17 protein-coding genes and 2 tRNA genes are annotated in these 22,699 nt (G+C 55.2%); all 19 read right to left on the reverse strand.

What is annotated here, in order from left to right:
• Positions 1 to 52 precede the first annotated feature (52 nt).
• Positions 53 to 3,757 carry a glycosyltransferase gene (locus G403_RS0104600; protein WP_027852953.1) on the reverse strand — a complete coding sequence of 1,235 codons (3,705 nt, stop codon included), beginning with the start codon at positions 3,755 to 3,757 and terminating at the stop codon, positions 53 to 55.
• Positions 3,757 to 5,040 carry an FkbM family methyltransferase gene (locus G403_RS24355; RefSeq protein WP_051298547.1) on the reverse strand — a complete coding sequence of 428 codons (1,284 nt, stop codon included), beginning with the start codon at positions 5,038 to 5,040 and terminating at the stop codon, positions 3,757 to 3,759. Before G403_RS24355 ends, G403_RS0104600 begins: the two co-directional genes overlap by 1 nt.
• Entirely contained in the window at positions 5,037 to 6,260 is a 1,224-nt protein-coding gene (locus G403_RS0104610) for an ABC transporter ATP-binding protein (protein WP_027852954.1), read from the reverse strand. The genes G403_RS24355 and G403_RS0104610 overlap by 4 nt, the downstream gene beginning before the upstream one ends.
• Entirely contained in the window at positions 6,260 to 7,054 is a 795-nt protein-coding gene (locus tag G403_RS0104615; RefSeq protein WP_027852955.1) for an ABC transporter permease, read from the reverse strand. The genes G403_RS0104610 and G403_RS0104615 overlap by 1 nt, the downstream gene beginning before the upstream one ends.
• Positions 7,055 to 7,236: 182 nt before the next feature.
• Positions 7,237 to 9,336 (reverse strand): polyribonucleotide nucleotidyltransferase, encoded by a 2,100-nt coding sequence (gene pnp, locus G403_RS0104620; RefSeq protein WP_027852956.1) that lies wholly within the window; start codon positions 9,334 to 9,336, stop codon positions 7,237 to 7,239.
• 231 nt (positions 9,337 to 9,567) lie between these two features.
• Positions 9,568 to 9,837, reverse strand: coding sequence for a 30S ribosomal protein S15 (rpsO, locus tag G403_RS0104625; RefSeq protein ID WP_027852957.1), 270 nt, complete (start codon positions 9,835 to 9,837; stop codon positions 9,568 to 9,570).
• Between the two features lie 127 nt (positions 9,838 to 9,964).
• Positions 9,965 to 10,918: a tRNA pseudouridine(55) synthase TruB gene (truB, locus tag G403_RS0104630; RefSeq protein ID WP_027852958.1), complete on the reverse strand. Its 954-nt coding sequence runs from the start codon at positions 10,916 to 10,918 to the stop codon at positions 9,965 to 9,967.
• A gap of 2 nt (positions 10,919 to 10,920) precedes the next feature.
• A complete protein-coding gene (gene rbfA / locus G403_RS0104635) occupies positions 10,921 to 11,334 on the reverse strand; it encodes a 30S ribosome-binding factor RbfA (protein WP_027852959.1) in 414 nt (137 codons plus the stop codon).
• A gap of 28 nt (positions 11,335 to 11,362) precedes the next feature.
• Positions 11,363 to 13,915, reverse strand: coding sequence for a translation initiation factor IF-2 (infB, locus tag G403_RS0104640; RefSeq protein ID WP_027852960.1), 2,553 nt, complete (start codon positions 13,913 to 13,915; stop codon positions 11,363 to 11,365).
• A 25-nt stretch (positions 13,916 to 13,940) separates the two neighbouring features.
• Entirely contained in the window at positions 13,941 to 15,431 is a 1,491-nt protein-coding gene (gene nusA, locus G403_RS0104645; protein WP_027852961.1) for a transcription termination factor NusA, read from the reverse strand.
• A gap of 101 nt (positions 15,432 to 15,532) precedes the next feature.
• Entirely contained in the window at positions 15,533 to 15,988 is a 456-nt protein-coding gene (gene rimP, locus G403_RS0104650) for a ribosome maturation factor RimP (protein WP_027852962.1), read from the reverse strand.
• A 128-nt stretch (positions 15,989 to 16,116) separates the two neighbouring features.
• Positions 16,117 to 16,193 (reverse strand) — tRNA-Met (locus G403_RS0104655).
• Between the two features lie 48 nt (positions 16,194 to 16,241).
• A tRNA-Leu gene (locus G403_RS0104660) sits at positions 16,242 to 16,327 on the reverse strand.
• A gap of 10 nt (positions 16,328 to 16,337) precedes the next feature.
• A complete protein-coding gene (gene secG / locus G403_RS0104665) occupies positions 16,338 to 16,715 on the reverse strand; it encodes a preprotein translocase subunit SecG (RefSeq protein ID WP_027852963.1) in 378 nt (125 codons plus the stop codon).
• Between the two features lie 13 nt (positions 16,716 to 16,728).
• Positions 16,729 to 17,496, reverse strand: coding sequence for a triose-phosphate isomerase (gene tpiA, locus G403_RS0104670; RefSeq protein ID WP_027852964.1), 768 nt, complete (start codon positions 17,494 to 17,496; stop codon positions 16,729 to 16,731).
• Positions 17,497 to 17,593: 97 nt separating this feature from the next.
• Positions 17,594 to 18,937 carry a phosphoglucosamine mutase gene (gene glmM / locus G403_RS0104675; protein ID WP_027852965.1) on the reverse strand — a complete coding sequence of 448 codons (1,344 nt, stop codon included), beginning with the start codon at positions 18,935 to 18,937 and terminating at the stop codon, positions 17,594 to 17,596.
• Complete coding sequence (gene folP / locus G403_RS0104680) at positions 18,934 to 19,797, reverse strand: dihydropteroate synthase (protein ID WP_036232662.1); 864 nt, start codon at positions 19,795 to 19,797, stop codon at positions 18,934 to 18,936. Before folP ends, glmM begins: the two co-directional genes overlap by 4 nt.
• A gap of 82 nt (positions 19,798 to 19,879) precedes the next feature.
• Complete coding sequence (ftsH, locus tag G403_RS0104685) at positions 19,880 to 21,883, reverse strand: ATP-dependent zinc metalloprotease FtsH (RefSeq protein WP_027852967.1); 2,004 nt, start codon at positions 21,881 to 21,883, stop codon at positions 19,880 to 19,882.
• Positions 21,884 to 22,016: 133 nt separating this feature from the next.
• Complete coding sequence (rlmE, locus tag G403_RS0104690; protein ID WP_156899643.1) at positions 22,017 to 22,640, reverse strand: 23S rRNA (uridine(2552)-2'-O)-methyltransferase RlmE; 624 nt, start codon at positions 22,638 to 22,640, stop codon at positions 22,017 to 22,019.
• Positions 22,641 to 22,699: the final 59 nt, after the last annotated feature.

Consider the following 22,699-nt stretch of genomic DNA (forward strand, 5'->3'; position numbering starts at 1 on the left):
CCCTCCGTCTAAATTCGCAGTATGAATCACAATGTAGGCAGAAAAGTTACAATCAGCACATAATTTTGGTTAAAAGTTGATCAGCGCTTTCCTTCCATGAGTTCCATCGAATAGAACCCGGCTTGGGATATGTGCCATCTTTGTAGGCTTCCAGCCACAGAATTATCGAGTCCTGCAAAGGGCTCCCAGCCGTTGTATGAAAATAGAATGCGCCGTCGCCAGCCACCTCCCTAAATACCGCTATGTCCCGCGCCATAATCGGCAACCCGTGCCGAGCTGCTTCGATTATAGGCAAACCGAAGCCTTCATCACGGGAGTTTGCGATTAAACAATCACAGGTTGAATAGAGTTCTTCGAGCTCAGTGTCGGTAGTACCTTCCAACCAGAAAAGCCGAACCCCTCTTTCAGAATGATTGCGCAAGCGCCGGGCCAGCTGTTCAACCATCCAACCCTGCTTGCCGACAATAACAAGCGATATGTTACGGTTCTGCTTCCAAAGCTGCTCAAATGCATCAAGCACTTCTTCATGACCTTTCCTGGGCTCGATGGTGCCCACCATCAAAAACGACGCCTCGCCCTCCGGCAGTGCATTCACAACCGACTCATCCCTGTCTTTTAATGGCAGAAACTCCCCTTGCTCATCCACCCCAAGATGAAACCAGTCGAGGCTCGGGCCCCTATCAGCCTGCTGTTCCAGCCAAGCAAAAAGGCTTTCCTTCACGGCCCGGGATATGGTGATCGCTTGATCAGCTTCCTGTACAACCCTCAACCACCGCGAAAATGCAGCCTCTGCACCGGGCAAAAAGCAATCACTGTGGGTAATGCACAGCAGATCGTAGACAATAAATGTGACGAAAGCGCCTCGACGACGCATCTCCCTATAATAGTCGTCGTTGGCAACCACCACCTTTGGTGCCAAATCCAATCCTACGAAGTGATCACCGGGACGTACATTAACTGGGTCATCGGTTACGCTGGATGAAGGCGCACCCAGAAACTCCAGCGAGAAACGCGCTGCATACCGGTAGCCATCGCCGGATTCAGTCGCGTATACCGGTTCGATTCGATACCCTTCAGGAGGCGTGTTCAGCCACTCCCGCAATATGTTTCGAACAACGCGCTGAATGCCTGTGCCTGCGTCATGCTTGATCAGCTCTGATACATCCACCAGCAACTGCTTTAGATCGAAACGCACGGGAAACGTCTGATCAATACACTCGGCCAGGTGCAAACGCCCAGCTTTTGACAGGGTAGAAAGGTGTGATGATTGCCTGAGTTGCCGGATAACCTGTACCGGATCGCCACAGCGCTTGCGGGAGGCGCGCTCTATGGCAGCCGCATAAAGAGACGCGCAACGCTTGGGATTATGATGGTGCCGAATATGTTGCGCACTCCGTTCGCCCGTTTCAACACGCTGCTGCTGAGCGAGGTATATCTCATCCAACTTGGATGCCAACTGCTCCACGGTAAACCGATCCGGCAGGCGATAGACGGCGTTAGCCGGCAGATCAGCCATACTGCCATTAGCATTAACCAGCGTTGCCAGGCCATGATTCATGCAGTCAAGCACGGACGCTGAGGTTTCTCCCCGGGACAGACTTCGAAGCTGCACCCCCACATCGGCTGCCTGCAGGTAATTGTTGTACTGATGCTCATCCGCCCATCCGGTAATGAGAATATTCGCTGCGATGGGTGCCTGATCAATCAGTTTTTCAAGCTCGCGCCCGTATGCTCCCTTGTCGTTATCGCCGACGAATATCAACCGTGCCCCCGGATCCTTGGAGAGCTCCGAGCAGCTCCAGGCTTTAACCAGTTCATGGTTGAGCTTGGTCATGCCCAGAAAACCAAAACTACACACCACAAAATCGCCGGGAGAAAGACCAAGCTGAGCTCTAGCGCGCGCGCGATCCTCCCGGCCGGCGGCTGCCGGAGTTCTGAGCAGTGGAATCAGGTCCCAGTCGCTCGCCGCCTCAGGGCCATACCAACGTTGCGCCAGTCGCAGGCTCTCTTCGGAGTGCACAACCACACCGAGCGCATTCTGCAAAACCGGCAGATTGGCGGGGTAGTCCCATATCGTTTGCGCCGGATCTTCAGCGCTGTAACGCTCGGCGAGCGCGGGATAACCGTGACTGGCCAGCAATGCGTTTGACCAAGGCCGGTCATCTGACAACAACCACTCTCTATGGGCTAAGACGCCGGACAGGTAAAAGTCGTGCAATACGACAACGCCGGGCACCTCCTCCAGCAGCTCAAACATATGCTGGTGAAACACGGAGTTACCAAAGTGATAGAGTACGGCCTGATAATCAGACGCATGATCCCGTAACCACTGAGGATCAACCACCCGGCAGTTTGCGCATATCCAGGGGTCGGAAACCCCGGCCTGGTCCACCACAACATCGATGTCGAAATACGCTGTAAGTTCAGGAAGCAACTCGGCGCTGTAGTGGCTAATACCACTTCGCTCCGGTGGCAATGGAGAAACAAACGCCAGCTTAGGCCGTTTAGTCGAGGGGGCGAATAAAACCGGAGCGGGAGATGACTCAACACAATTTTCTATTGCCGCCAACGCTTTTTCCGCACTGGCCGACCATGAAAAACAGGCCGCCCTTTTCAGGCTGTATTGAGCCAATTCCCGTCGCTTGGATTCATTAGCAAGAAGCTCGGTAATTTTCTCCGCGATAGACTCCGGGCTGAAAGGATCAAAGAGAAGGTCTTCACGCCCGACCACTTCGGGCAGGCTGGACCTGTCTGACACCAGCACCGGGCAACCACAACTCATCGCCTCTAACACGGGTAACCCAAAACCTTCATGCCAAGACGGAAAGACGAAGAGCGTGGCCAACTTGTAGAGTGCCAATAACTCGTCATCACTTACAAAGCCGGTCAGTACCAGCTCTCGCTCGCCAAGTCCCTGTTTGCGTCCCTGCGTTTCCAATCTGCTGCGGTCTGACTCTCCAAGATGGCACACAACGACTAACGGAGGGGGCGATTCAACCGTTTTGATAACCTGTGCATAAGCAGTGATCAAGGTCTCAATATTTTTCCGGTGATCGATACCGCCGGTATACATTACAAACCGATCAGCCAGCCCAAACTTAGCGCGAATATCTTGCTCTACATTGGGGTCAATAACCTGTGGATTAAAATCACTCCCAACCGCCGACGATATATTGAACACTGATTCAGAATTACTGCCGAGGTATTTAAGGGCCTCCCCGCGGGATGATTCCGATATGGCCAGAAGGAGATCCGCATGTTTTAACTGCGCTATTTTTTCGTCATACCATCGCGCCATCGCGGGGTTATCCAGGTAGGGCGAGCGGTGGATAAACGGTATTAAGTCATACAGGATAACGCCCACCGGGATTCTGTGTACCAACCTTTTTACACCCGTTACACCTTCATCAGCAAAGCCTTCAAAAAGACTGGTTATCAAGAGAAAGTCCGGCGCCAAGCTGTGGATAAAACCCTCATATAGTTCTTCTGCACAGGCGTTTCTTGATTCGTTACCTGGATCGACGGAAGCTGTAGGCTGGACCGAGTACCAGCAGTGGATTTTCGCTCGCCCCAATAACGGTTCAAACCGGTGCCTCAGCTCATCCACCGACTCACCGCTAGCACCGTTAAGGGCAAGCACGATGTCATGACCCTTTACGGCACGGACCATCGCCTCCACCAGGGAACAGGTATACCTTCCTATGCCACGTGCCCGATTCTGCCCCTGAGCCCCTTGCATATCGATGACGATTCTCATCACGCCTCCTCCCTGTTCTCTATCTCCAATAGCTGAGCAAAACGCCTGGAACGCGCGGTCATGGTTTGAGCCGACGGGTCTAATCCGGCGCGGGGGGCTGACGCTGGTCTTGATTTAACCTGATAAATAATCCACTCATGAAGCGAAGGGAATCGCCTCAATAACTTTATCGCAAGGCCCTTTAACACGGGGCTGGATGCAACCTGGTTAGCAAGCCGGAAAATAACGCGACTTATTAAACGGCGAGTGCGACGGAGAATCTCTGCTCTGTTGAGTCCATGCACTTGACCAAAAGCTCGCTTGCCCAGGTCCAATGAGAAACGAAATGGATAGGTGAGCTTCCAGGCGGTACTGGATAGTACGCGATCTAAAGCCGCCATCGCTTCTTGCCTATGGCGGTGCACCTCTTCATATTTCTGCTCAAGCACCAAGAGCTGTTTCTCCAGATCAGCGCTCTCCTCCTGGTAACGCGCCTGCTCTTCACGTAGACGTGCGATTTCTTGATTGGCATGGTTCAATCGCGCGAGCGTATCATGGCGCTGAACAGTTTCTTCGTGAAGCTGCGCTTTCCAGTGATCGGAGAAAGAGTTGGAAGCCGTACCGCTCAGTGAAAAATGATCAAACACATTGGGCGGGGTTGATAGTAAAGTACTGAGTTCAAGACGCGACTGATGAAGGTAGAATCTGTTCACACCATCGAAGTAGACGAACTGATATCCCTTTTTGATGATCAGCGACTCCCACCCCTGAAAAGCTTCCGTCTTGCTGCCTGGCAATGTGCTTTCCACAACCACAACCCAAGGGCGGATGCTGGATTCTCGCCAGCTTGCCAATACCGACTTTTCCATCCCTTCTACATCGATTTTGAGCCATAGCGGCTCGCTTCCATCCGCCATGGACAAAAAAACTTCATCCAGTGATATACGAGGGACGCGAATTTCACTACAGGTATACCCGGCCTTACGATGTAAAGCCGCCACTTCAGGGTTACCGGTGGATAGTCCGGTTTCATCGAACCGGTAAAACAGCAGTTCGCCTGGCTCCGAATCGACAGCCGCCTCGATCACTTGCTCATCAGGACGGGCAAGCCTGAGCTTCTCGGCGTATTGAGGTGAGGCTTCGATATGAATACCACGCCAACCTTTCTCGTAGAACAACTGACTCACAGAATCTATTAAAGGATCCTGTGCGCCGATATCGATGTAACACCCGGGCCCGAATTCGCCCAACGTGCGCCATAAAATCACATCTTCAAAGTTTTGTGCATAGGAGGTAATTGTCATCGACGTGTAATCTCTATCTTGGGATCCATCCAGTTACAACCGGCAAAATGTGTTTTATTAATATTCACCACATTAAAAACAAGCGCGAGGTCACGCCATTCATAATTGTCGACCAAATGGCTATCTGTGCTCACGAGGGCCGTCTGTACGGAGTAGTTACCAAACCCTAGATTCGCATCGAAAACACATTCAAAGCAAACGCATTCTCCTTGCGTTAAATCTGTTAGAACCTGATCCTTTAAAAAAGTATTAGTGCCATAAATCACCTGGCCTAGCCTGTCCTTTATACCGTATCCTAAAACCAACCTTGGTATATTCTTGTTCACTTGAACGTCAACGTGCAGGGTGACTCTTTCTCCCACGTTTACAACCTCGATACGCTCCCCCGCTTCATTTGACAGGAATATATCGACAACAGTGGCTTCTCCGGTACCTGAAACCGTTTTCGTTTGCCCCGATTCGCTCTTCGTCTGCTCAATCTTATAATTTGCTCTCTCTGCCAAGAGCGCGTTGTAGTAATCCATCACCTCCTCTGGGCCTGCCTCCATTTCGAGAGTCCCCTTATTTAACAGGATGGCTCGATCACAAATACTCTGAATTGCTTGTTTATCATGCGAGACAAGTAACAGAGTCGTACCCTCCTCTCTAAAGCGACGTATCCTATCGAAACTTTTATGTTGGAAATATGCATCACCCACAGATAAGGCTTCGTCCACAATCAGAACATCGGGACGCGTCGCTGTCGCCACGCTGAAAGCCAATCTCATCTGCATACCACTCGAGTAGGTGCGTACAGGCTGATCTATATAGCTACCAATCTCAGCAAAAGCCTCTACCTCCGGCATCAAAGCCGTTATCTCCTCAAGACGATAACCTAATAGCTGAGCAGACATAATTGCATTCTGCCGACCCGTAAAGTCAGGATGGAACCCCATACCCAACTCGAGCAAAGCAGCCACCTTCCCTTCCACGTTCACACATCCGGCAGTCGGCTGGGTCGTTCCTGTAATCAGCTTTAGCAGCGTACTTTTACCCGCTCCATTAATACCAATAATTCCAACAGCTTCGCCGGGAAACACGGTAAACTGGATATCTTTTAAAACCCAATGCAACTTATGCTGTGGACGGACGGACGGAAGCACCCACTCTTTCAACCGCGCCCAACGGTTGGGATAACTTTTATAAGCCTTACCCAGACCGCTTACTTGTATTTTCCCCATTACAACTCATCCACGATATCGCCGGAGTTTCGCTTAAAAAGCCTCAAACCCAGTGCACATAAAGTAAGCCCTACGACGAAGACAGCGCCAACCCCGTCCCAATTCGGTGACAACCCTTGCACTAACACACGTTGGTAACTTCCAACCAACTGGTATAGCGGATTAAAGTTCATCAAGTACCTGACATATTCGGGAAGAATAGATACCGGATATACGATGGGAGTCAACCAGAACCAAAACTGCAGGACCACATTTGTCATCTGACCCACATCACGAAAGAAAACATTAAGCACTCCGATAACCATACCCAAGCCAACAGAAAATACGAGCTGGACGATTAGCACTGGAATAATTTGAATAAAAACCAAACCGGGAAAACTCGAAGATAAGACGAGAAAGACAAGAAAAAGAGAGAAAATGATACAAAAATTAAGTCCGGCCGAACCCACTAACACAACAGGCAAACAAAGCCGCGGAAAACTCACTTTTTTTAGAAGATTCGAGTTATCTATAAATACGTTTTGAAAACGGGATACAACCTCGACGAAGAATCCCCAGGTCAACAGACCTGCACACAGGTAAATACTGTAACCAAAGGTATTATCCACCTCTGGAAGCCTTGTTTTCATCACCTGAGAAAAAACCAACGTATAGACAAGAATCATACTTAAAGGCTGTATAAAAACCCAAGAAACACCAAGCAAAGAGTTCAGATATTTAGTCTGAAACTCCCTTTTAATGCTTCCTAAAACAAAACCTCTATATAGCCAGAGAACTTTTATCAGTGAGATCACTGTCGCACATCCTTAATCAAGGCTCTAATCCAACTTGACATACGGCCATTATTCTACCAGCACTACGCGCAAAACTTACAGCACAGCCCCACATCAATGTTCTTATTTGCCTATAACAAAAAACCTCCGTCGCTTTCGCTCAGGAGGTTTTTATCTGTAGCCCGGCTACCTATAAATGCTAATCAGCCACCCACGGACTCATCCTCTTCCATATCTTTCATGGAGAGTTTGATACGACCGCGCACGTCCACATCCAGTACCTTAACCTTGACCATGTCATCCATGTTCACGTAATCGGTCACTTTGTTGACGCGCTCTTTGGCGATCTGGGAGATGTGAACCAGGCCATCTTTACCCGGCAGGATGTTAACGAATGCACCGAAGTCTTCGATACGCACAACCTTGCCTTCGTAGATCTTGCCCACTTCCGCTTCAGCGGTGATCGCCATAACGCGATCCAGCGCGGCTTTACCCTTGGCCTTGTCGTCAGCGTAGATGCGGACGGTGCCGTCATCTTCGATATCGATCATGGCGCCGGTCTCTTCGGTCAGAGAGCGGATAGTCGCGCCGCCTTTACCGATCAGATCACGGATCTTCTCCGGGTTGATCTTCAGCAGCTGCATGGCCGGTGCGTTATCCGGCAGTTCCGGACGGGCGTAACCGATAACCTGTGCCATCTCTTTGAGGATGTGCTTACGGGCTTCGTGCGCCTGCTCCAGGGCGATCTCCATGATCTCTTCGGTGATACCGGTGATCTTGATATCCATCTGCAGGGCGGTCACGCCCGCTTCGGTACCGGCTACCTTGAAGTCCATGTCGCCGAGGTGATCTTCGTCACCGAGGATGTCGGTGAGAACGGCAAAGCGATCGTTCTCTTTCACCAGACCCATGGCGATGCCGGCAACCGGCGCCTTCAGCGGCACACCTGCATCCATCATGGACAGGGACGCACCGCAGACAGAAGCCATGGAGCTGGAACCGTTGGATTCAGTGATCTCGGACACGATACGGATGGTGTACGGGAACTCTTCCTGGGTCGGCAGAACGGCGGCAACACCACGACGCGCCAGACGACCGTGACCGATTTCACGACGGCCTGCACCACCCATACGACCGGCTTCACCGACTGAATAGGGAGGGAAGTTGTAGTGCAGCATGAACGGATCTTTACGCTCGCCTTCCAGGGCATCGATGATCTGCTGGTCGCGGCTGGTACCCAGCGTACAGGTCGCAATCGCCTGAGTTTCGCCACGGGTGAACAGGGCGGAACCGTGAACGCCCTGGAGCAGGTCGATCTCGACGCTGATCGGACGTACGGTCTTGGTGTCACGGCCGTCGATACGCGGCTGACCGTCGATGATGCGGTTACGGACGATCTCTTTTTCCAGGGAGCTGAAGATGCCGGCCACTTCTTTGCTGCTCGGGCCTTCTTCTGCCGCGAGGGCTTCGACCACCTGGCTGCGCAGTTCGCTCAGGGCGTTCTGACGCTGCATTTTGTCCGCCACCTGATAAGCCGCTTCGATACCCGCACCCGCCTTCTCGCGAACCTGGGCGATCAGCGCTTCGTTCTTCTCGGCCGGGGCCCATTCCCACTTCGCCTTGCCGGCTTCAGCCACCAGCTCATTAATCGCGGAAACGACAACCTGCATCTCCTGGTGCGCAAACAGAACCGCGCCCAGCATCTCATCTTCGGTCAGCTCCTGCGCTTCCGATTCAACCATCAGCACCGCGTCGGAGGTACCGGCGACAACCATGTCGAGCTCGGACGCAGCCAGCTCTTCAAAGGTCGGGTTGAGGATGTAACCCTGTGCTTCGGTGAAACCGACGCGGGCACCGCCGATCGGGCCCAGGAACGGCAGACCTGAGATGGCCAGCGCCGCAGAGGTACCGATCATGGCCGCGATATCCGGATCGTTGACCTTGTCCGCAGACATAACGGTACAAACGACCTGAACTTCATTCATAAAGCCTTTCGGGAACAGCGGACGGATCGGACGGTCGATCAGGCGCGAGGTCAGCGTTTCCTTCTCGGTGGGACGCGCTTCACGCTTGAAGAAGCCACCGGGGATACGGCCGACCGCGTAGTATTTTTCCTGGTAGTGCACGGACAGAGGGAAGAAATCCTGCCCCTCTTTCATCTCTTTGGCACCGACAACGGTACACAGTACCTGCACACCGCCCATGGTCACCATGACCGCACCGGTGGCCTGACGCGCGACCTTGCCGGTTTCGAGGGTTACAGTGTGGTTGCCGTACTGGAATGTTTTTGTAATCGCTTGCACGGTTTTGATTCCTCATCGATTTAAATGCGGTGTCCGAGGTGACCAACCATGCCATCTTTGAAGCCTGTACTCAGTTGGATACCGTCTGGCGAGTGCCTTGAGGGGTACACAAGTGAGTACGGGCTTGATGATTGAGTCTACCGCCGTTTCACCGCGGTTGTAGATATCCGTGATGGATATCCGATAAAGCGATAGGCCGGGCAGTGCCCGGCCTATCTCGGGAAAACCCGATTAGCGACGCAGACCCAGACGCCCGATCAACTCGAGGTAGCGGTCAGCATCTTTGTTCTTCAGGTAGTCCAGCAGCTTACGACGCTGGTTAACCATCCGAATCAGACCACGACGTGAGTGGTGATCCTGCTTGTGCGATTTGAAGTGATCCTGCAGGCCTGTGATGTTGGCGGTCAGCAGTGCAACCTGCACTTCCGGGGAACCGGTATCGCCTTCACCACGACCAAAATCTGCAACGATCTGTGCTTTCTGTTCAACGCTCAGAGACATAATTGTGCTCCTGTTTAATATGCACGCGGTAGCTCGTCAGTATTGGAGTACTCGCGGGTTGATAGTCGCGCTGCACCGAGCATATTTTCAGTACAGCGTCGAAGTACCGGTTAACCGGCACTGTTTTTTACTCCGGGGCGGTACTCATCAAGCGACGGGGCTTGAGTTCACCGGCCTCGGAAATCTGGCCGACACCGATAAAACGCTCGGTGCCTGCTACAAATAATCTGACCTCCCCCTCGGGGGCGTCGAAACGCTGGTTGCAACCCTGGCCACACTGTAGCCGATGCGCCTGCTCCTCGCTCAACTCCAGTGACGGCAGTTCGGCGATTGCAGTCCAGGGGGGCAATAATAACTGATCCAGACGCCCATGTATGCACTCCTGATCATCTCCCTCACCCGGCTCCGCCACCGCCTGCAACTGCTCCAGCGTCATCATCATCGGCGCCTTGAAGGGGCCGGTTTCGAGACGCCTGAGTACGGACACATGAGCACCGCAGTCGAGCAACAACCCCAGGTCTTCGACGATGCTGCGGATGTAGGTGCCTTTGGAGCAATACACCTCCAGGTCGATCTCATCGTCACGCAGTGCCAGCAGGCGTATCTCGTGGATACGCACGCGGCGCGGCTTCACCTCGACCTGAACACCCTGGCGAGCCAGTTTATACAGTGGCTGCCCATTATGCTTCAGCGCCGAATACATCGACGGAACCTGCTCGATTTCACCGGTAAAGTGATCGGCCAGCAGTTGCTCGACCCGCTCTACCGACAAATCCGGGGGTAACGGCCGGGTTTCAATAACCGCACCGTCTGCATCACTGCTGTCGGTACGCACACCCAGTTTTGCCGTGGTCTGATAGCGCTTATCGGATTCGAGCAGATACTGGGAGAATTTGGTTGCCTCACCCAGGCAGATCGGCAGCATGCCGGTTGCCAGTGGATCGAGCGCGCCGGTATGGCCGGCCTTGGCCGCACCGTAGATCCGTTTAACGCGCTGCAAAGCCCCGTTGGAGGACAGCCCGGGCGGCTTATCAAGCAAAAAAACGCCGTCGATGCGGCGTCCTTTTGGTTTACGCGCCATGCTTATTTTCCTTCCGGATCTTCGTCGTCGGCATCAGGATCGCGCTTGCTCTCCTTCTGGTACGCACTTTCGATCAGGCTGTGAAGCCTGCGTCCGCGCTCAATGCTTTCATCGAAGTGGAACCGCAACTGAGGCATCACGCGCAGCTTGATCCCTCGCGCCAGTTCGGCACGCAGAAACCCCGCCGCGTTACCCAGCACCTTCAGGGACGCGTCGACTGCTTCCGACTCCCCCTGGTCACCCAGGGGCAGTACGGTAATGTAGATATCAGCGTAGCCAAGGTCCTTACTGACCTTGGCGTGACTGATGGTAACCATACCCAGGCGCGGATCCTTGATCTCGCGCTGGATGAGGACGGCCAGATCACGCTGGATCTGGTCCGCCACCCGGTCGGTTCGTTTGAACTCTCGTGCCATGTGGCTTTCGTTCTACCTCAATCAGTGATTACAGGGTGCGCTGTACTTCGACGGTGTCGTAAACCTCGATCTGGTCGCCGACTTTGACGTCATTGTAGTTCTTGACGCCGATCCCGCACTCCATACCCTGGCGCACTTCCTGAACCGCATCCTTGAAGCGACGCAGGGATTCCAGTTCACCTTCGTAGATCACCACGTTATCGCGCAGTACACGGATACGCTTGTTGCGATACACGGTACCTTCGATAACCATACAACCGGCAATCGCACCCAGCTTCGGCGAACGGAACACATCACGCACTTCGGCGATACCCACGATATCTTCGCGATACTCCGGCGAGAGCAGACCGCTCATTGCCTGTTTCACATCATCGATGATGTCGTAGATAACGCTGTAGTAACGCAGCTCCAGCTCTTCACGCTCGACGATGGCCCGCGCCTGCGCATCGGCACGGACGTTAAAGCCGATCAGGATCGCCGAAGAGGCCAGTGCCAGGTTGGCGTCGGTCTCACCGATACCACCCACACCGCTGGACACGATGGTAACTTTGACCTCGTCGGTAGAGAGTTCCTGCAGCGACTGAGTCAGCGCCTCCAGTGAACCACGCACATCGGCCTTGAGGACGATGTTGAGCGACTTCACTTCGCCAGCCTGCATATTGTCGAACAGGTTCTCCAGCTTCGCTTTCTGCTGACGAGCCAGCTTCACTTCGCGGAACTTGCCCTGACGGAAGAGCGCCACTTCACGGGCCTTCTTCTCGGAAGAAACCACGGTGAATTCGTCACCCGCGTCCGGCGTACCATCCAGGCCGAGAATCTCGACCGGAATCGAAGGCCCGGCGGTGTCGGTTTGCTGACCGGCTTCGTCCAGCATGGCACGTACACGGCCGTAGTGGAGACCCGCCAGCACGATATCGCCTTTCTTCAGGGTACCGTTCTGAACCAGAACGGTAGAAACCGGACCGCGCCCTTTATCCAGACGGGACTCGACCACAACACCCTGCCCGGGCGCTTCGGAAACTGCTTTAAGCTCAAGTACTTCTGCCTGCAGCAGCACTTTGTCCAGCAGATCGTCGATGCCTTCACCGCTCTTGGCGGAAACGTGGGCAAACTGTACGTCGCCACCCCAATCCTCGGAGATAACGTCACGCTGAGCCAGCTCGCCACGAACACGCTCGGGGTCCGCTTCCGGCTTATCGATCTTGTTAACTGCCACAACCAGCGGTACGCCCGCTGCCTTGGCATGCTGGATCGCCTCTTCGGTCTGCGGCATTACGCCGTCATCGGCAGCCACAACCAGAATAACGATATCGGTAAGCTGGGCACCACGTGCACGCATGGCGGTAAAGGCCGCGTGCCCCGGGGTATCCAGGAAAGTCACCATGCCGTTTTCGGTTTCAACGTGGTAAGCACCGATGTGCTGGGTAATACCGCCGGATTCACCGGCCGCCACGCGGGTGCGACGAATATGGTCAAGCAGTGAGGTCTTACCGTGGTCAACGTGACCCATAACGGTCACAACCGGTGCGCGAGGTGCTTCATCACCCTGAACCGCTTCGATGCTTTCGATCAGCGCATCCTCGATGGCGTTCTCCTGCATCGGCTTGGCCTTGTGACCCATCTCTTCGACAACCAGTGTTGCCGTATCCTGGTCGATCACCTGGTTGATGGTCGCCATGGCGCCCATCTTGAACATCACCTTGATCACTTCCGCCGCTTTCACGGACATCTTCTTGGCCAGCTCGGCCACAGTGATGCTTTCCGGGATGCTCACTTCGTGAACAACCGGTGCCGTCGGCTTCTCGAAGCCGTGCTTGTTCGGCGCAGCCGCACGACCGCCCTTACCTCCACGTTTGCCACCCTTGCCACGACGGGAACGCTGTTCGTCATCGAAACGCCCTTTACCGCGACGCGGCTTATCGTCATTGCCGAAGCTCTTACCCTTGCCGCGCTCTTTATCTTTACGACGGGGCGCGTCATCGCGCTTGGGCGGAGCGGGTGGCTCAACCACAGGCGCAGGCTCCGGTGCTGCCGGTTCGGCCTTGGCTTCAGGCTCAACCTTCGGTGCCGGCTCCGACTTGGCTTCTGCCGATGCAGCCGCCTGTTCGGGCTGCACGGCTTCCTGAGCGGCTTCGGCTGCTTCTTTTGCTTTCTCCGGGGCGGCCGGTGCCGCTTCGGTTTTCGCCGGCTCGGCAGCTACGTCTTGAGCTGCGCTTTCCTGAGCGACTGCTACCGGTTCCTCTGCGGAAACCTCTTCCGGTTTATCTTCAAGCTCTTCACGCTTGACATAGGTACGCTTCTTACGCACCTCGATGTTAACGGTCTTACGTTTGCCAGATGCGCCGGAAACCTTCAGTTGTGAAGTGCTTTTGCGCTTGAGCGTAATCTTTTTCGGCTCGCCTGCGTCGGCATCTTCGCCATGACTACGTTTCAGATAGGCAAGCAGTGCCTGACGTTCACTTTCGGTGACCATCGAGCCATCTTTTTTGTTATCAATGCCCGCTTCCTGCATCTGCTTCAGCAAACGCTCAACGGATACACCAACCACATCGGCAAGCTGCTTAACGGTGACTTCTGCCATAAATGGTCTCTCCTCCTCCGTTGGGTTACTGTTGCTCTGCGAACCAGGGAGCCCGCGCGGTCATGATCAACTCTGCCGCTTTGGCCTCATCCAGTCCCTCGATCTCCAGCAGGTCTTCAACGCCCTGCTCTGCCAGATCTTCCATCGTCACGATGCCTCTGGCAGCCAACTGATATGCCAGCGCCTTATCCATGCCGTCCATACCGAGGAGATCCTCCGCAGGCTCTGCATCACCCAACTGCTCTTCACTGGCGATGGCCAGATTAAGCAACGCATCCTTGGCGCGCGAGCGCAGGGCATCAACGATATCTTCGTCGAAATCTTCGATTTCGAGCATTTCATCAACCGGCACGTAGGCCACCTCTTCGAGTGAGGTAAAACCTTCGTCGACCAGTATTTCAGCCAGATCTTCATCCACATCCAGATGATCCATGAACAACTGGAGAATGGAGCCAATCTCAGACTGCTGTTTTTCTTCCGCTTCGGCTTCGCTCATGACGTTGAGATCCCAGCCGGTCAGCTCGGATGCCAGACGCACGTTCTGGCCACTACGACCAATCGCCATTGCCAGCGCTTCTTCGGCCACAGCCACGTCCATGGAGTGGGTTTCTTCATCGATTACGATGGAAGCCACTTCCGCCGGTGCCATGGCATTGATCACCAGCTGTGCCGGGTTATCGTCCCAGAGCACGATATCGACGCGCTCACCGCCCAGCTCGTTGGAAACAGCCTGGACACGGGAGCCGCGCATACCGACGCAGGCACCCACCGGATCGATCCGGCCATCGTTGGTTTTGACCGCAATCTTGGCACGTGCACCGGGGTCCCGCGCTGCCGCGCGGATCTCGATCACCTCTTCAGCGATCTCCGGCACCTCGATACGGAACAGCTCGATCAGCATCTCCGGCGATGTACGGCTGAGAATCAGCTGAGGACCACGACCTTCGCCACGAACCTCCTGCAAGACGGCGCGGACACGATCACCCATGCGGAAGCTCTCACGCGGAATCAGGCTTTCCCGAGGCAGCAACGCTTCAGCGTTATTACCCAGGTCCACAATAATATTGTCTCGCGTCACTTTCTTTACCGTACCGGCGATCAACTCGCCCTGACGGTCACGGTAGAGCTCGACCACCTTGGCACGTTCTGCCTCACGCACTTTCTGTACGATGACCTGTTTTGCGGTCTGAGCGGCAATACGACCAAACTTGACTGACTCGACCTTCTCTTCCCAAGTGTCGCCAGGCTTCAGATTGGAATCGATTTCAAGCGCTTCTTCCAGGGTTAACTCGGTGCCCAACGCCGGTACTTCTTCATTACTGACCACAAGCCAGCGACGGAAAGTTTCATAATCACCGGTGGCACGATCAATCACGACACGGATGTCGGCTTCTTCGTCGTAACGCTTTTTGGTCGCTGTTGCCAGCGCCGCCTCGATCGCTTCGAAAATTACGCCTTTCGCTACGTCTTTCTCGTTCGAAACGGCTTCTGCAACCAGTAGAATCTCTTTATTCATACCACTGCCTCGCCCTTATACCTCGTACCGCTCTCAAGTGCCGATTATCGGCCACTGAAAGCGCGGAACCTTTTAACCATTTTGGCCCGGGGGTCAATCGTTTAGACCTGGGGCACCACATTAGCCCGCTCGATGTAATCGATCGGCAACAGGTACTCCTCCTCGTCGACTATCAGCAGAACCTCTTCACCCTCGACGCCGTTCAGAAGCCCTTTAAAGTTGCGACGCCCCTCGAAAGGGACGCGCAGTTTGATCTGTACCCGGTGACCACGAAACGCCTCGAAGTGGGCCAGCGTATACAATGGCCGGTCCATGCCCGGAGAGGACACCTCCAGCGTGTAGTGTTCACTGATCGGGTCTTCCACATCCAGGATACCGCTGACTTGATGGCTCACACGCGCACAGTCATCCACGGTGACCCCTTCCGGCCCGTCGATATAGATTCTCAACAGACTGTTATTACCTGCGGAGTGGAACTCAACGCCCCATAACTCCAGGCCCAGACCAACAACGGCCGGCTCGACCAGTTCCTGCAAAAGTTTCAGCTTGGCTGACACTGACAACCCCACTTGTGCGTGCCTGAAACAAAAAATGGGTCACTAACGGACCCATTTCTGACGAGGCACCAACGCCTATGATTTACCTACGAAAAAGCCCCTGAAAAGGGGCTTAATCAAAAACTAGGTGGTAGCGGGGGCTGGATTTGAACCAACGACCTTCGGGTTATGAGCCCGACGAGCTACCAGACTGCTCCACCCCGCATCAGAAACAGGTCACGTATTATACATACCACCTGCCCAGTTTACAACTTGGTGCCCAAGGCCGGACTCGAACCGGCACGTCCATAGGACACTACCCCCTCAAGATAGCGTGTCTACCAATTCCACCACTTGGGCTAACTCTTTACTACTGCCCCGCTGACGGGATATCGCTATCCCCGGCCGGAGCCTGGCTCTGCTCAAGACCCGGCAATTCCGGCTGAGCAGGCTTTTGTTCGGCGGCAGATTCAATCACGTCCTGAGCCGGAATACCAGCATCATCAACGTTGACCGCCTTTTGCTTGGCGTATACCGCCAGCGCGAAGCTGGTGATAAACAGACCCAAAGCCAGCACGCCGGTCGCGCGACCGAGCACACTGCTAGAACCCTGACTGCCGAAAACAGTTTGCGATGCACCGCCTCCAAAGGAAGCGCCCGCTTCGGCACCCTTACCCTGCTGCAACAGCACCAGAGCAATAATCGCTGCTGCCAGCAGCACGTGCACTATAAGAACCAGTGATTCCATCGTCTCAACCGTTTCAGCCAGCGACTGCCGCTCGGCAGATCGCTAGAAAATCGTCTGCATTCAATGATGCGCCGCCAATCAGCCCACCATCAATATCTTTCTGCGCGAACAACTCGCGCGCGTTAGCCGGTTTCACACTCCCTCCGTAAAGGAGCCTTACTTTCTCAGCCAACGGTCCGTCGATAGTTGCCAGCACCTGGCGAATATGCGCATGAACGTCCTGCGCCTGTTCCGGTGTTGCTGTCCTGCCGGTGCCAATCGCCCACACAGGCTCATACGCAACAACCAGCAGATCCAGTACTTCGGGTGACAACCCACTCAGCGCACTAAGCAACTGCTGCTCGACAACCGCAAGGGTATCTCCCGAGTCACGCTGTTCAAGCGACTCGCCGACGCACAGGATCGGAGCAAGCCCGGCTGCAACGGCGGAACTCAGCTTTGCAGCGACACGCTTGTCGGTATCACCAAACAGCGTCCGACGCTCGGAGTGCCCGACCAGGACCGCGCTACAACCGACATCAACCAGCATCTCGGCTGAAACCTCACCGGTATAGGCACCGTCCTCAAATTCGCAAAGATCCTGAGCACCCACCATCAAGCGGGTTGCTACCGCCTGAGCCCTGACCTGACCGACATATATAGCTGGCGGACAAACCATAACATCGACGGAGCTGTCCAGATTTCCAGATGCGAGACCAGACAGAACCGAACTCACCAGATCGTCATTTTTGGCGATCCGCCCGTTCATCTTCCAGTTACCGGCAACCAGCGCCTTGCGCATCGGAACCCCCTTACGAAAGAGGCGCAAATATTAACTGAGCCTCTTGGATGTTACAAGTGATTAATCGGTTTTTTACTGCGCTTTCAATCAGTAAGCATCAGGCAACGGCCAATGCAGCTTCGACACGCTCAGCAAGATCCCGACAGACAGTTTCAACCTGACCGCCGTCTTCGCCCTCAACCATGACCCGCACAACCGGTTCTGTCCCGGAGGGGCGCAATAACACCCGGCCCCGGCCGGCGAGTGCCCCCTCCGCATCGGCCACTGCCGCTTCAATCCGGGCATTCCCATCGAGGACGGCGTTTCGATCGCGCCTGACATTAATCATGCATTGCGGCATTTTCTCCATGCCGTCGCACAACTCGCGCAGAGATCGGCCCGTCTCGGCCATAATCTTCAGCACCTGCACGGCAGAGACCGTGCCATCACCGGTGGAGGTCAAATGGCGGCACACCACATGACCGGAGCTTTCTCCACCGAGTATCCAGTCATGACTTACCAGCTGTTCCATGACATAGCGATCACCCACGGCCGCACGCACAAAGGGAATGCCCAGCCGGGCAAATGCCTGTTCCAGGCCAAAATTGGACATCAGCGTACCGACAACGCCGCCTTTGAGCTGGTCCTGTTCATGCATGGCACGAGCGATAATGTAGAGCAGCTGATCACCATCGACCACATCACCGGCATGGTCCACCATTATCAGGCGATCGCCATCCCCGTCGAGTGCGATACCCAGGTCCGCTTTTTCTTCAACCACACGGCGGGCAAGCTCTTCAGGTGCCGTTGCGCCACAGCCTTCATTGATATTGAGACCATTCGGGCGCGACGCCACCTCAATCACATCGGCCCCCAGTTCCGAAAACACCTTGGGAGACACATGGTAGGTCGCGCCGTTGGCACAATCGATCAGTATGCGCAGGCCTCGCAGGTTAAGCTGACCGCCGGCGGTGGATTTACAGAACTCGATATACCGTCCGGCCGCGTCGTTAATCCGGCTGACTTTGCCCAGGCTCGCCGAATTGACAGTCGACATCTGCAGATCCATCTGCGCTTCGATGGCGCGCTCCACCTCATCAGGCAGCTTGGTCCCCTGGGCCGAGAAGAACTTGATGCCGTTATCTTCAAACGCATTATGCGAGGCGCTGATCACAATGCCGGCGCTGGCCCGGAAGGTTCGGGTCAGATACGCCACACCCGGTGTCGGCATTGGGCCGGTGAGCTGAACATCGACACCGGCGGCGGACAAGCCCGCTTCCAGCGCCGACTCAAACATGTACCCGGAGATCCGGGTATCCTTGCCGATAACGATTCGACTCTGGCCCCGACGGGCAAACACGCAGCCCGCAGCCCAGCCCAGCTTGATCATAAAGTCCGGCGTAATGGGAAACTCGCCGACCCGCCCCCGAATACCATCAGTCCCGAAATAACGCCTTGTCATCGACCCGCCTGCTCCTCGCCATAGAGTACCGCTTCAGTCATGCGCACCACATCGACCGTGGCCGCCACGTCATGAACCCGGATTATATGACCACCGCGCTCCACTGCCAGCGCGACAGTCGCCAGACTTCCACACAGTCGCTCATGCACATCACGCCCCAGCGCCTGGCCGATCATGGTTTTGCGGGAAGTTCCAATCAGCAATGGAAGGTCGAAGGCATGAAACTCTTCCAGACGGCGCAACAACTCCAGATTATGATTGAGCGTTTTGCCAAAACCGAAACCCGGATCAAGGATCAGCTTATCCTTCGCCATGCCGGCCTCGACACACCGATCCAGCTGCTGCTCGAAGAAATCCTTCACTTCCGCCACAACATCCTCATACTGAGGGGCTCGCTGCATGGTCGCAGGACTTCCCTGCATGTGCATCAGACAAACCGGCAACCCCGTCGCCGTGGCTGCCTCCAACGCACCGGGCCGCCCCAGAGAGCGCACGTCGTTGATCAAACCGGCGCCCGCAGCGGCCGCTTCGCGGATCACCTCCGGCGCACTGGTATCCACCGAGATAATCACGTCCAGTTCGCGAGCAAGTCGTTCGACCACCGGGATAACCCGGTCCAGCTCCTCCTCCACACTGACGGGTGCCGCACCCGGGCGAGTCGACTCACCGCCCACATCGATCATCGTTGCGCCATCCGCCACCATTCCAACGGCATGGGTCACTGCCTGCTCGATAGAAAGCCGGGACGCCCGGTAGAGATGCCCCCCGTCAGAAAATGAGTCCGGCGTTACATTGAGTATTCCCATCACCTGCGCACGGCGCAGATTCAGCGGCCGACCGGCACAATCAAGCTCGAATATCACCCTTCCACTCTCTTCAAACAGGAATCGAAAAAAGAAGCCAGCACGGTGGCTGGCTTACGCAACTTCCAGAAGTCTCTGCTTAATCGGGCCGCGAATCGTCGCGTTCGCGCCCCTCACCCGGTGCGTCGCTCTCTCCCGACTCACCTTCGTCAGCAGCCGACTCCTCCTGAGCATCGTCCCGAGGTGTTTCTTCGCGACGAGACTGAGACTGACGCGCCTCTTCGATATCGCGCTCAGCCTGATCGGCGCGCTCCTGCGCCTCCACCCAGCCATCCGGCGGTGATACTTCCTGACGCTCCATGAGCTGATCAAGCTGCTCGGATCCGATGGTTTCATATTTCATCAACGCTTCAGCCATGGCATCCAGAATATCGCGGTTATCCTCGAGCATCTGTTTAGCTTTGTCATAACAGCCATCAATGATCCTGCGTACTTCCGCGTCGATCTTTTTCTGGGTCTCATCCGACATCGCTTTGGCAGACTGCCCCATACCGCGACCAAAGGGATCATCATCCTCATCGCCATACAGCAATGGGCCCAGTTCGTCCGATAAGCCCCATTTAGTGACCATATTGCGCGCCAGCATGGTGGCTTTCTGAATATCGTTGGAAGCACCGGTGGTGACACCGTCTTTACCCAGCGTCATCTCTTCGGCCAGACGCCCACCGTACAACGAGCAGATCTGAGAGATGATCGACTGACGGTTGTGGCTGTAACGGTCTTCCTCGGGCAGGAACATGGTGACACCCAGTGCGCGCCCGCGCGGGATGATCGACACTTTGTAGACGGGATCATGTTCCGGCATCAGGCGACCAATAATCGCATGCCCCGATTCATGGTAGGCGGTATTCAGGCGCTCCTTGTAGGACATCACCATGGATTTGCGCTCAGCGCCCATCATGATCTTGTCCTTCGCCTTTTCAAACTGATCCATGCTCACCGTGCGACGGTTTTCACGGGCAGCAAACAGGGCCGCTTCGTTGACCAGGTTGGCCAGATCGGCACCGGAGAATCCCGGTGTACCGCGGGAAATCAGTTCAGGCTTCACATCGTCACCCAACGGCACCTTGCGCATATGCACCTTGAGGATTTGCTCACGACCGCGGATATCCGGCAGCCCGACATGCACCTGACGGTCGAAACGCCCCGGTCGCAGCAACGCCTGGTCAAGCACATCCGGACGGTTGGTGGCCGCAATCACGATGATACCCTCGGTACCCTCGAAACCATCCATCTCGACCAGAAGCTGGTTGAGGGTCTGCTCACGCTCATCGTTACCGCCGCCCATGCCAGCACCACGATGACGCCCGACGGCATCGATTTCGTCGATAAAGATAATGCAGGGTGCATGCTTTTTGGCTTGTTCGAACATATCGCGGACACGGGATGCACCCACACCGACAAACATCTCAACAAAATCAGAGCCGGAAATACTGAAGAACGGCACCTTGGCCTCTCCGGCGATCGCCTTGGCCAGCAGGGTCTTACCGGTACCGGGGGAGCCCGCCATCAGGACACCACGGGGAATATGACCACCGAGGCGCTGGAATTTACCCGGATCGCGCAGGTAATCAACCAGCTCCGCCACCTCTTCCTTGGCCTCCTCGACACCGGCCACATCATCAAAGGTGGTTTTTACCTGGTCTTCACTCATCATGCGCGCCTTGGACTTACCAAAGGACATGGGGCCACCTTTGCCGCCACCGCCGCCCTGCATCTGGCGCATGAAGAACATGAAGATCGCAATAATAATCAGGATCGGGAAGGAGGCGACCAACAGTTGCGTCCAGATACTCTGGCGCTCGGGCTGCTTACCTTCGATGATCACATTATTGGAGAGCAGATCGTCGATCAGTTTCGGATCCTGTACCGCCGGGCGTACGGTTTCAAACCGCTCGCCATTGGTACGCTGGCCAACAATGGTATATCCATCAATCGTGACCTTGTCCACACGCCCGGACTGCACTTCCTGTACAAATTCCGAATAGTTGACGCGGCGCGACTCCGGTTCGGTGCTGAAGTTGTTGAAAACGGTCAACAGCACGGCCGCTATCACCAACCAAAGCACCAGATTCTTTGCCATATCGTTCAATGAGCTACCCTCGGTTCTCTTCTTGCTCTCGTTCAGCCACCGCTTGGCTTGGCGGCAACTGGCCTGAGTTCTTTACACCCGCCCGGCACTAACGCCAAAGCGAGTCAATCTTGCATGTTCAAGGTTATACGTGCCTGAACCCTTTTCCGAGCAGGTAAACTTCACGCGAACGGGCGCGCGAGGCATCCGGCTTGCGGGTGGATACACTGGCAAAACTCGCCCGCATCTCTTTCAGGTAGGCATCAAACCCCTCCCCCTGAAACACTTTGACCAGGAAGTTCCCGCCGGGCTTCAACACTTCTCGGGCCAGCTCCAGAGCCAACTCCACCAAGTACATTGCCGCCGGCTGATCAATCGCCGCATTACCACTCATATTGGGGGCCATATCGGAGATTACAAGGTCAGCACGTGAATCCCCCATCACCGCCAGTATCTCGTTCAGCACCGATTCCTCGGTGAAATCGCCCTGTACGAAATCGACACCGGCCAGAGGATCCATTGGCAGAATATCGGAGGCAACCACACGCCCGCTGTCACCCACTATTTCAGCCGCCACCTGGGACCAGCCTCCCGGCGCAGCCCCCAGGTCCACAATCGTCGACCCCGCCTTCAGCAGGCGGTCTTTTTGATCGATCTCCAGGAGTTTAAAGCTGGCACGGGAGCGGTAACCCGACTCCTTGGAGCGTTTGACGTACTGGTCATCGAAATGTTCCTTCAGCCAGCGGCCACTGCTTTTTGATTTTGCCACAGGAAAAGTCTGCTCCACATACCACCGGTCGCTACTCAGCTCCGGGCAACTCGGTTAAA

Origin of the sequence: Marinobacterium litorale DSM 23545, assembly GCF_000428985.1 — a bacterium.
Lineage (GTDB): Bacteria > Pseudomonadota > Gammaproteobacteria > Pseudomonadales > Balneatricaceae > Marinobacterium_D > Marinobacterium_D litorale.

What these genes read in the sequence shown, in the direction of transcription:
- G403_RS24355 (WP_051298547.1), bottom strand. Translation starts at nt 5,040, where the DNA reads ATGACAATTACCTCCTATGCACAAAACTTTGAAGATGTGATTTTATGG.
- ftsH (WP_027852967.1), bottom strand. Translation starts at nt 21,883, where the DNA reads ATGGCAAAGAATCTGGTGCTTTGGTTGGTGATAGCGGCCGTGCTGTTG.
- rpsO (WP_027852957.1), bottom strand. Translation starts at nt 9,837, where the DNA reads ATGTCTCTGAGCGTTGAACAGAAAGCACAGATCGTTGCAGATTTTGGT.
- secG (WP_027852963.1), bottom strand. Translation starts at nt 16,715, where the DNA reads ATGGAATCACTGGTTCTTATAGTGCACGTGCTGCTGGCAGCAGCGATT.
- G403_RS0104600 (WP_027852953.1), bottom strand. Translation starts at nt 3,757, where the DNA reads ATGAGAATCGTCATCGATATGCAAGGGGCTCAGGGGCAGAATCGGGCA.
- truB (WP_027852958.1), bottom strand. Translation starts at nt 10,918, where the DNA reads ATGGCGCGTAAACCAAAAGGACGCCGCATCGACGGCGTTTTTTTGCTT.
- infB (WP_027852960.1), bottom strand. Translation starts at nt 13,915, where the DNA reads ATGGCAGAAGTCACCGTTAAGCAGCTTGCCGATGTGGTTGGTGTATCC.
- glmM (WP_027852965.1), bottom strand. Translation starts at nt 18,937, where the DNA reads ATGACAAGGCGTTATTTCGGGACTGATGGTATTCGGGGGCGGGTCGGC.
- nusA (WP_027852961.1), bottom strand. Translation starts at nt 15,431, where the DNA reads ATGAATAAAGAGATTCTACTGGTTGCAGAAGCCGTTTCGAACGAGAAA.
- G403_RS0104610 (WP_027852954.1), bottom strand. Translation starts at nt 6,260, where the DNA reads ATGGGGAAAATACAAGTAAGCGGTCTGGGTAAGGCTTATAAAAGTTAT.
- tpiA (WP_027852964.1), bottom strand. Translation starts at nt 17,496, where the DNA reads ATGCGCAAGGCGCTGGTTGCCGGTAACTGGAAGATGAACGGGCGGATC.
- rbfA (WP_027852959.1), bottom strand. Translation starts at nt 11,334, where the DNA reads ATGGCACGAGAGTTCAAACGAACCGACCGGGTGGCGGACCAGATCCAG.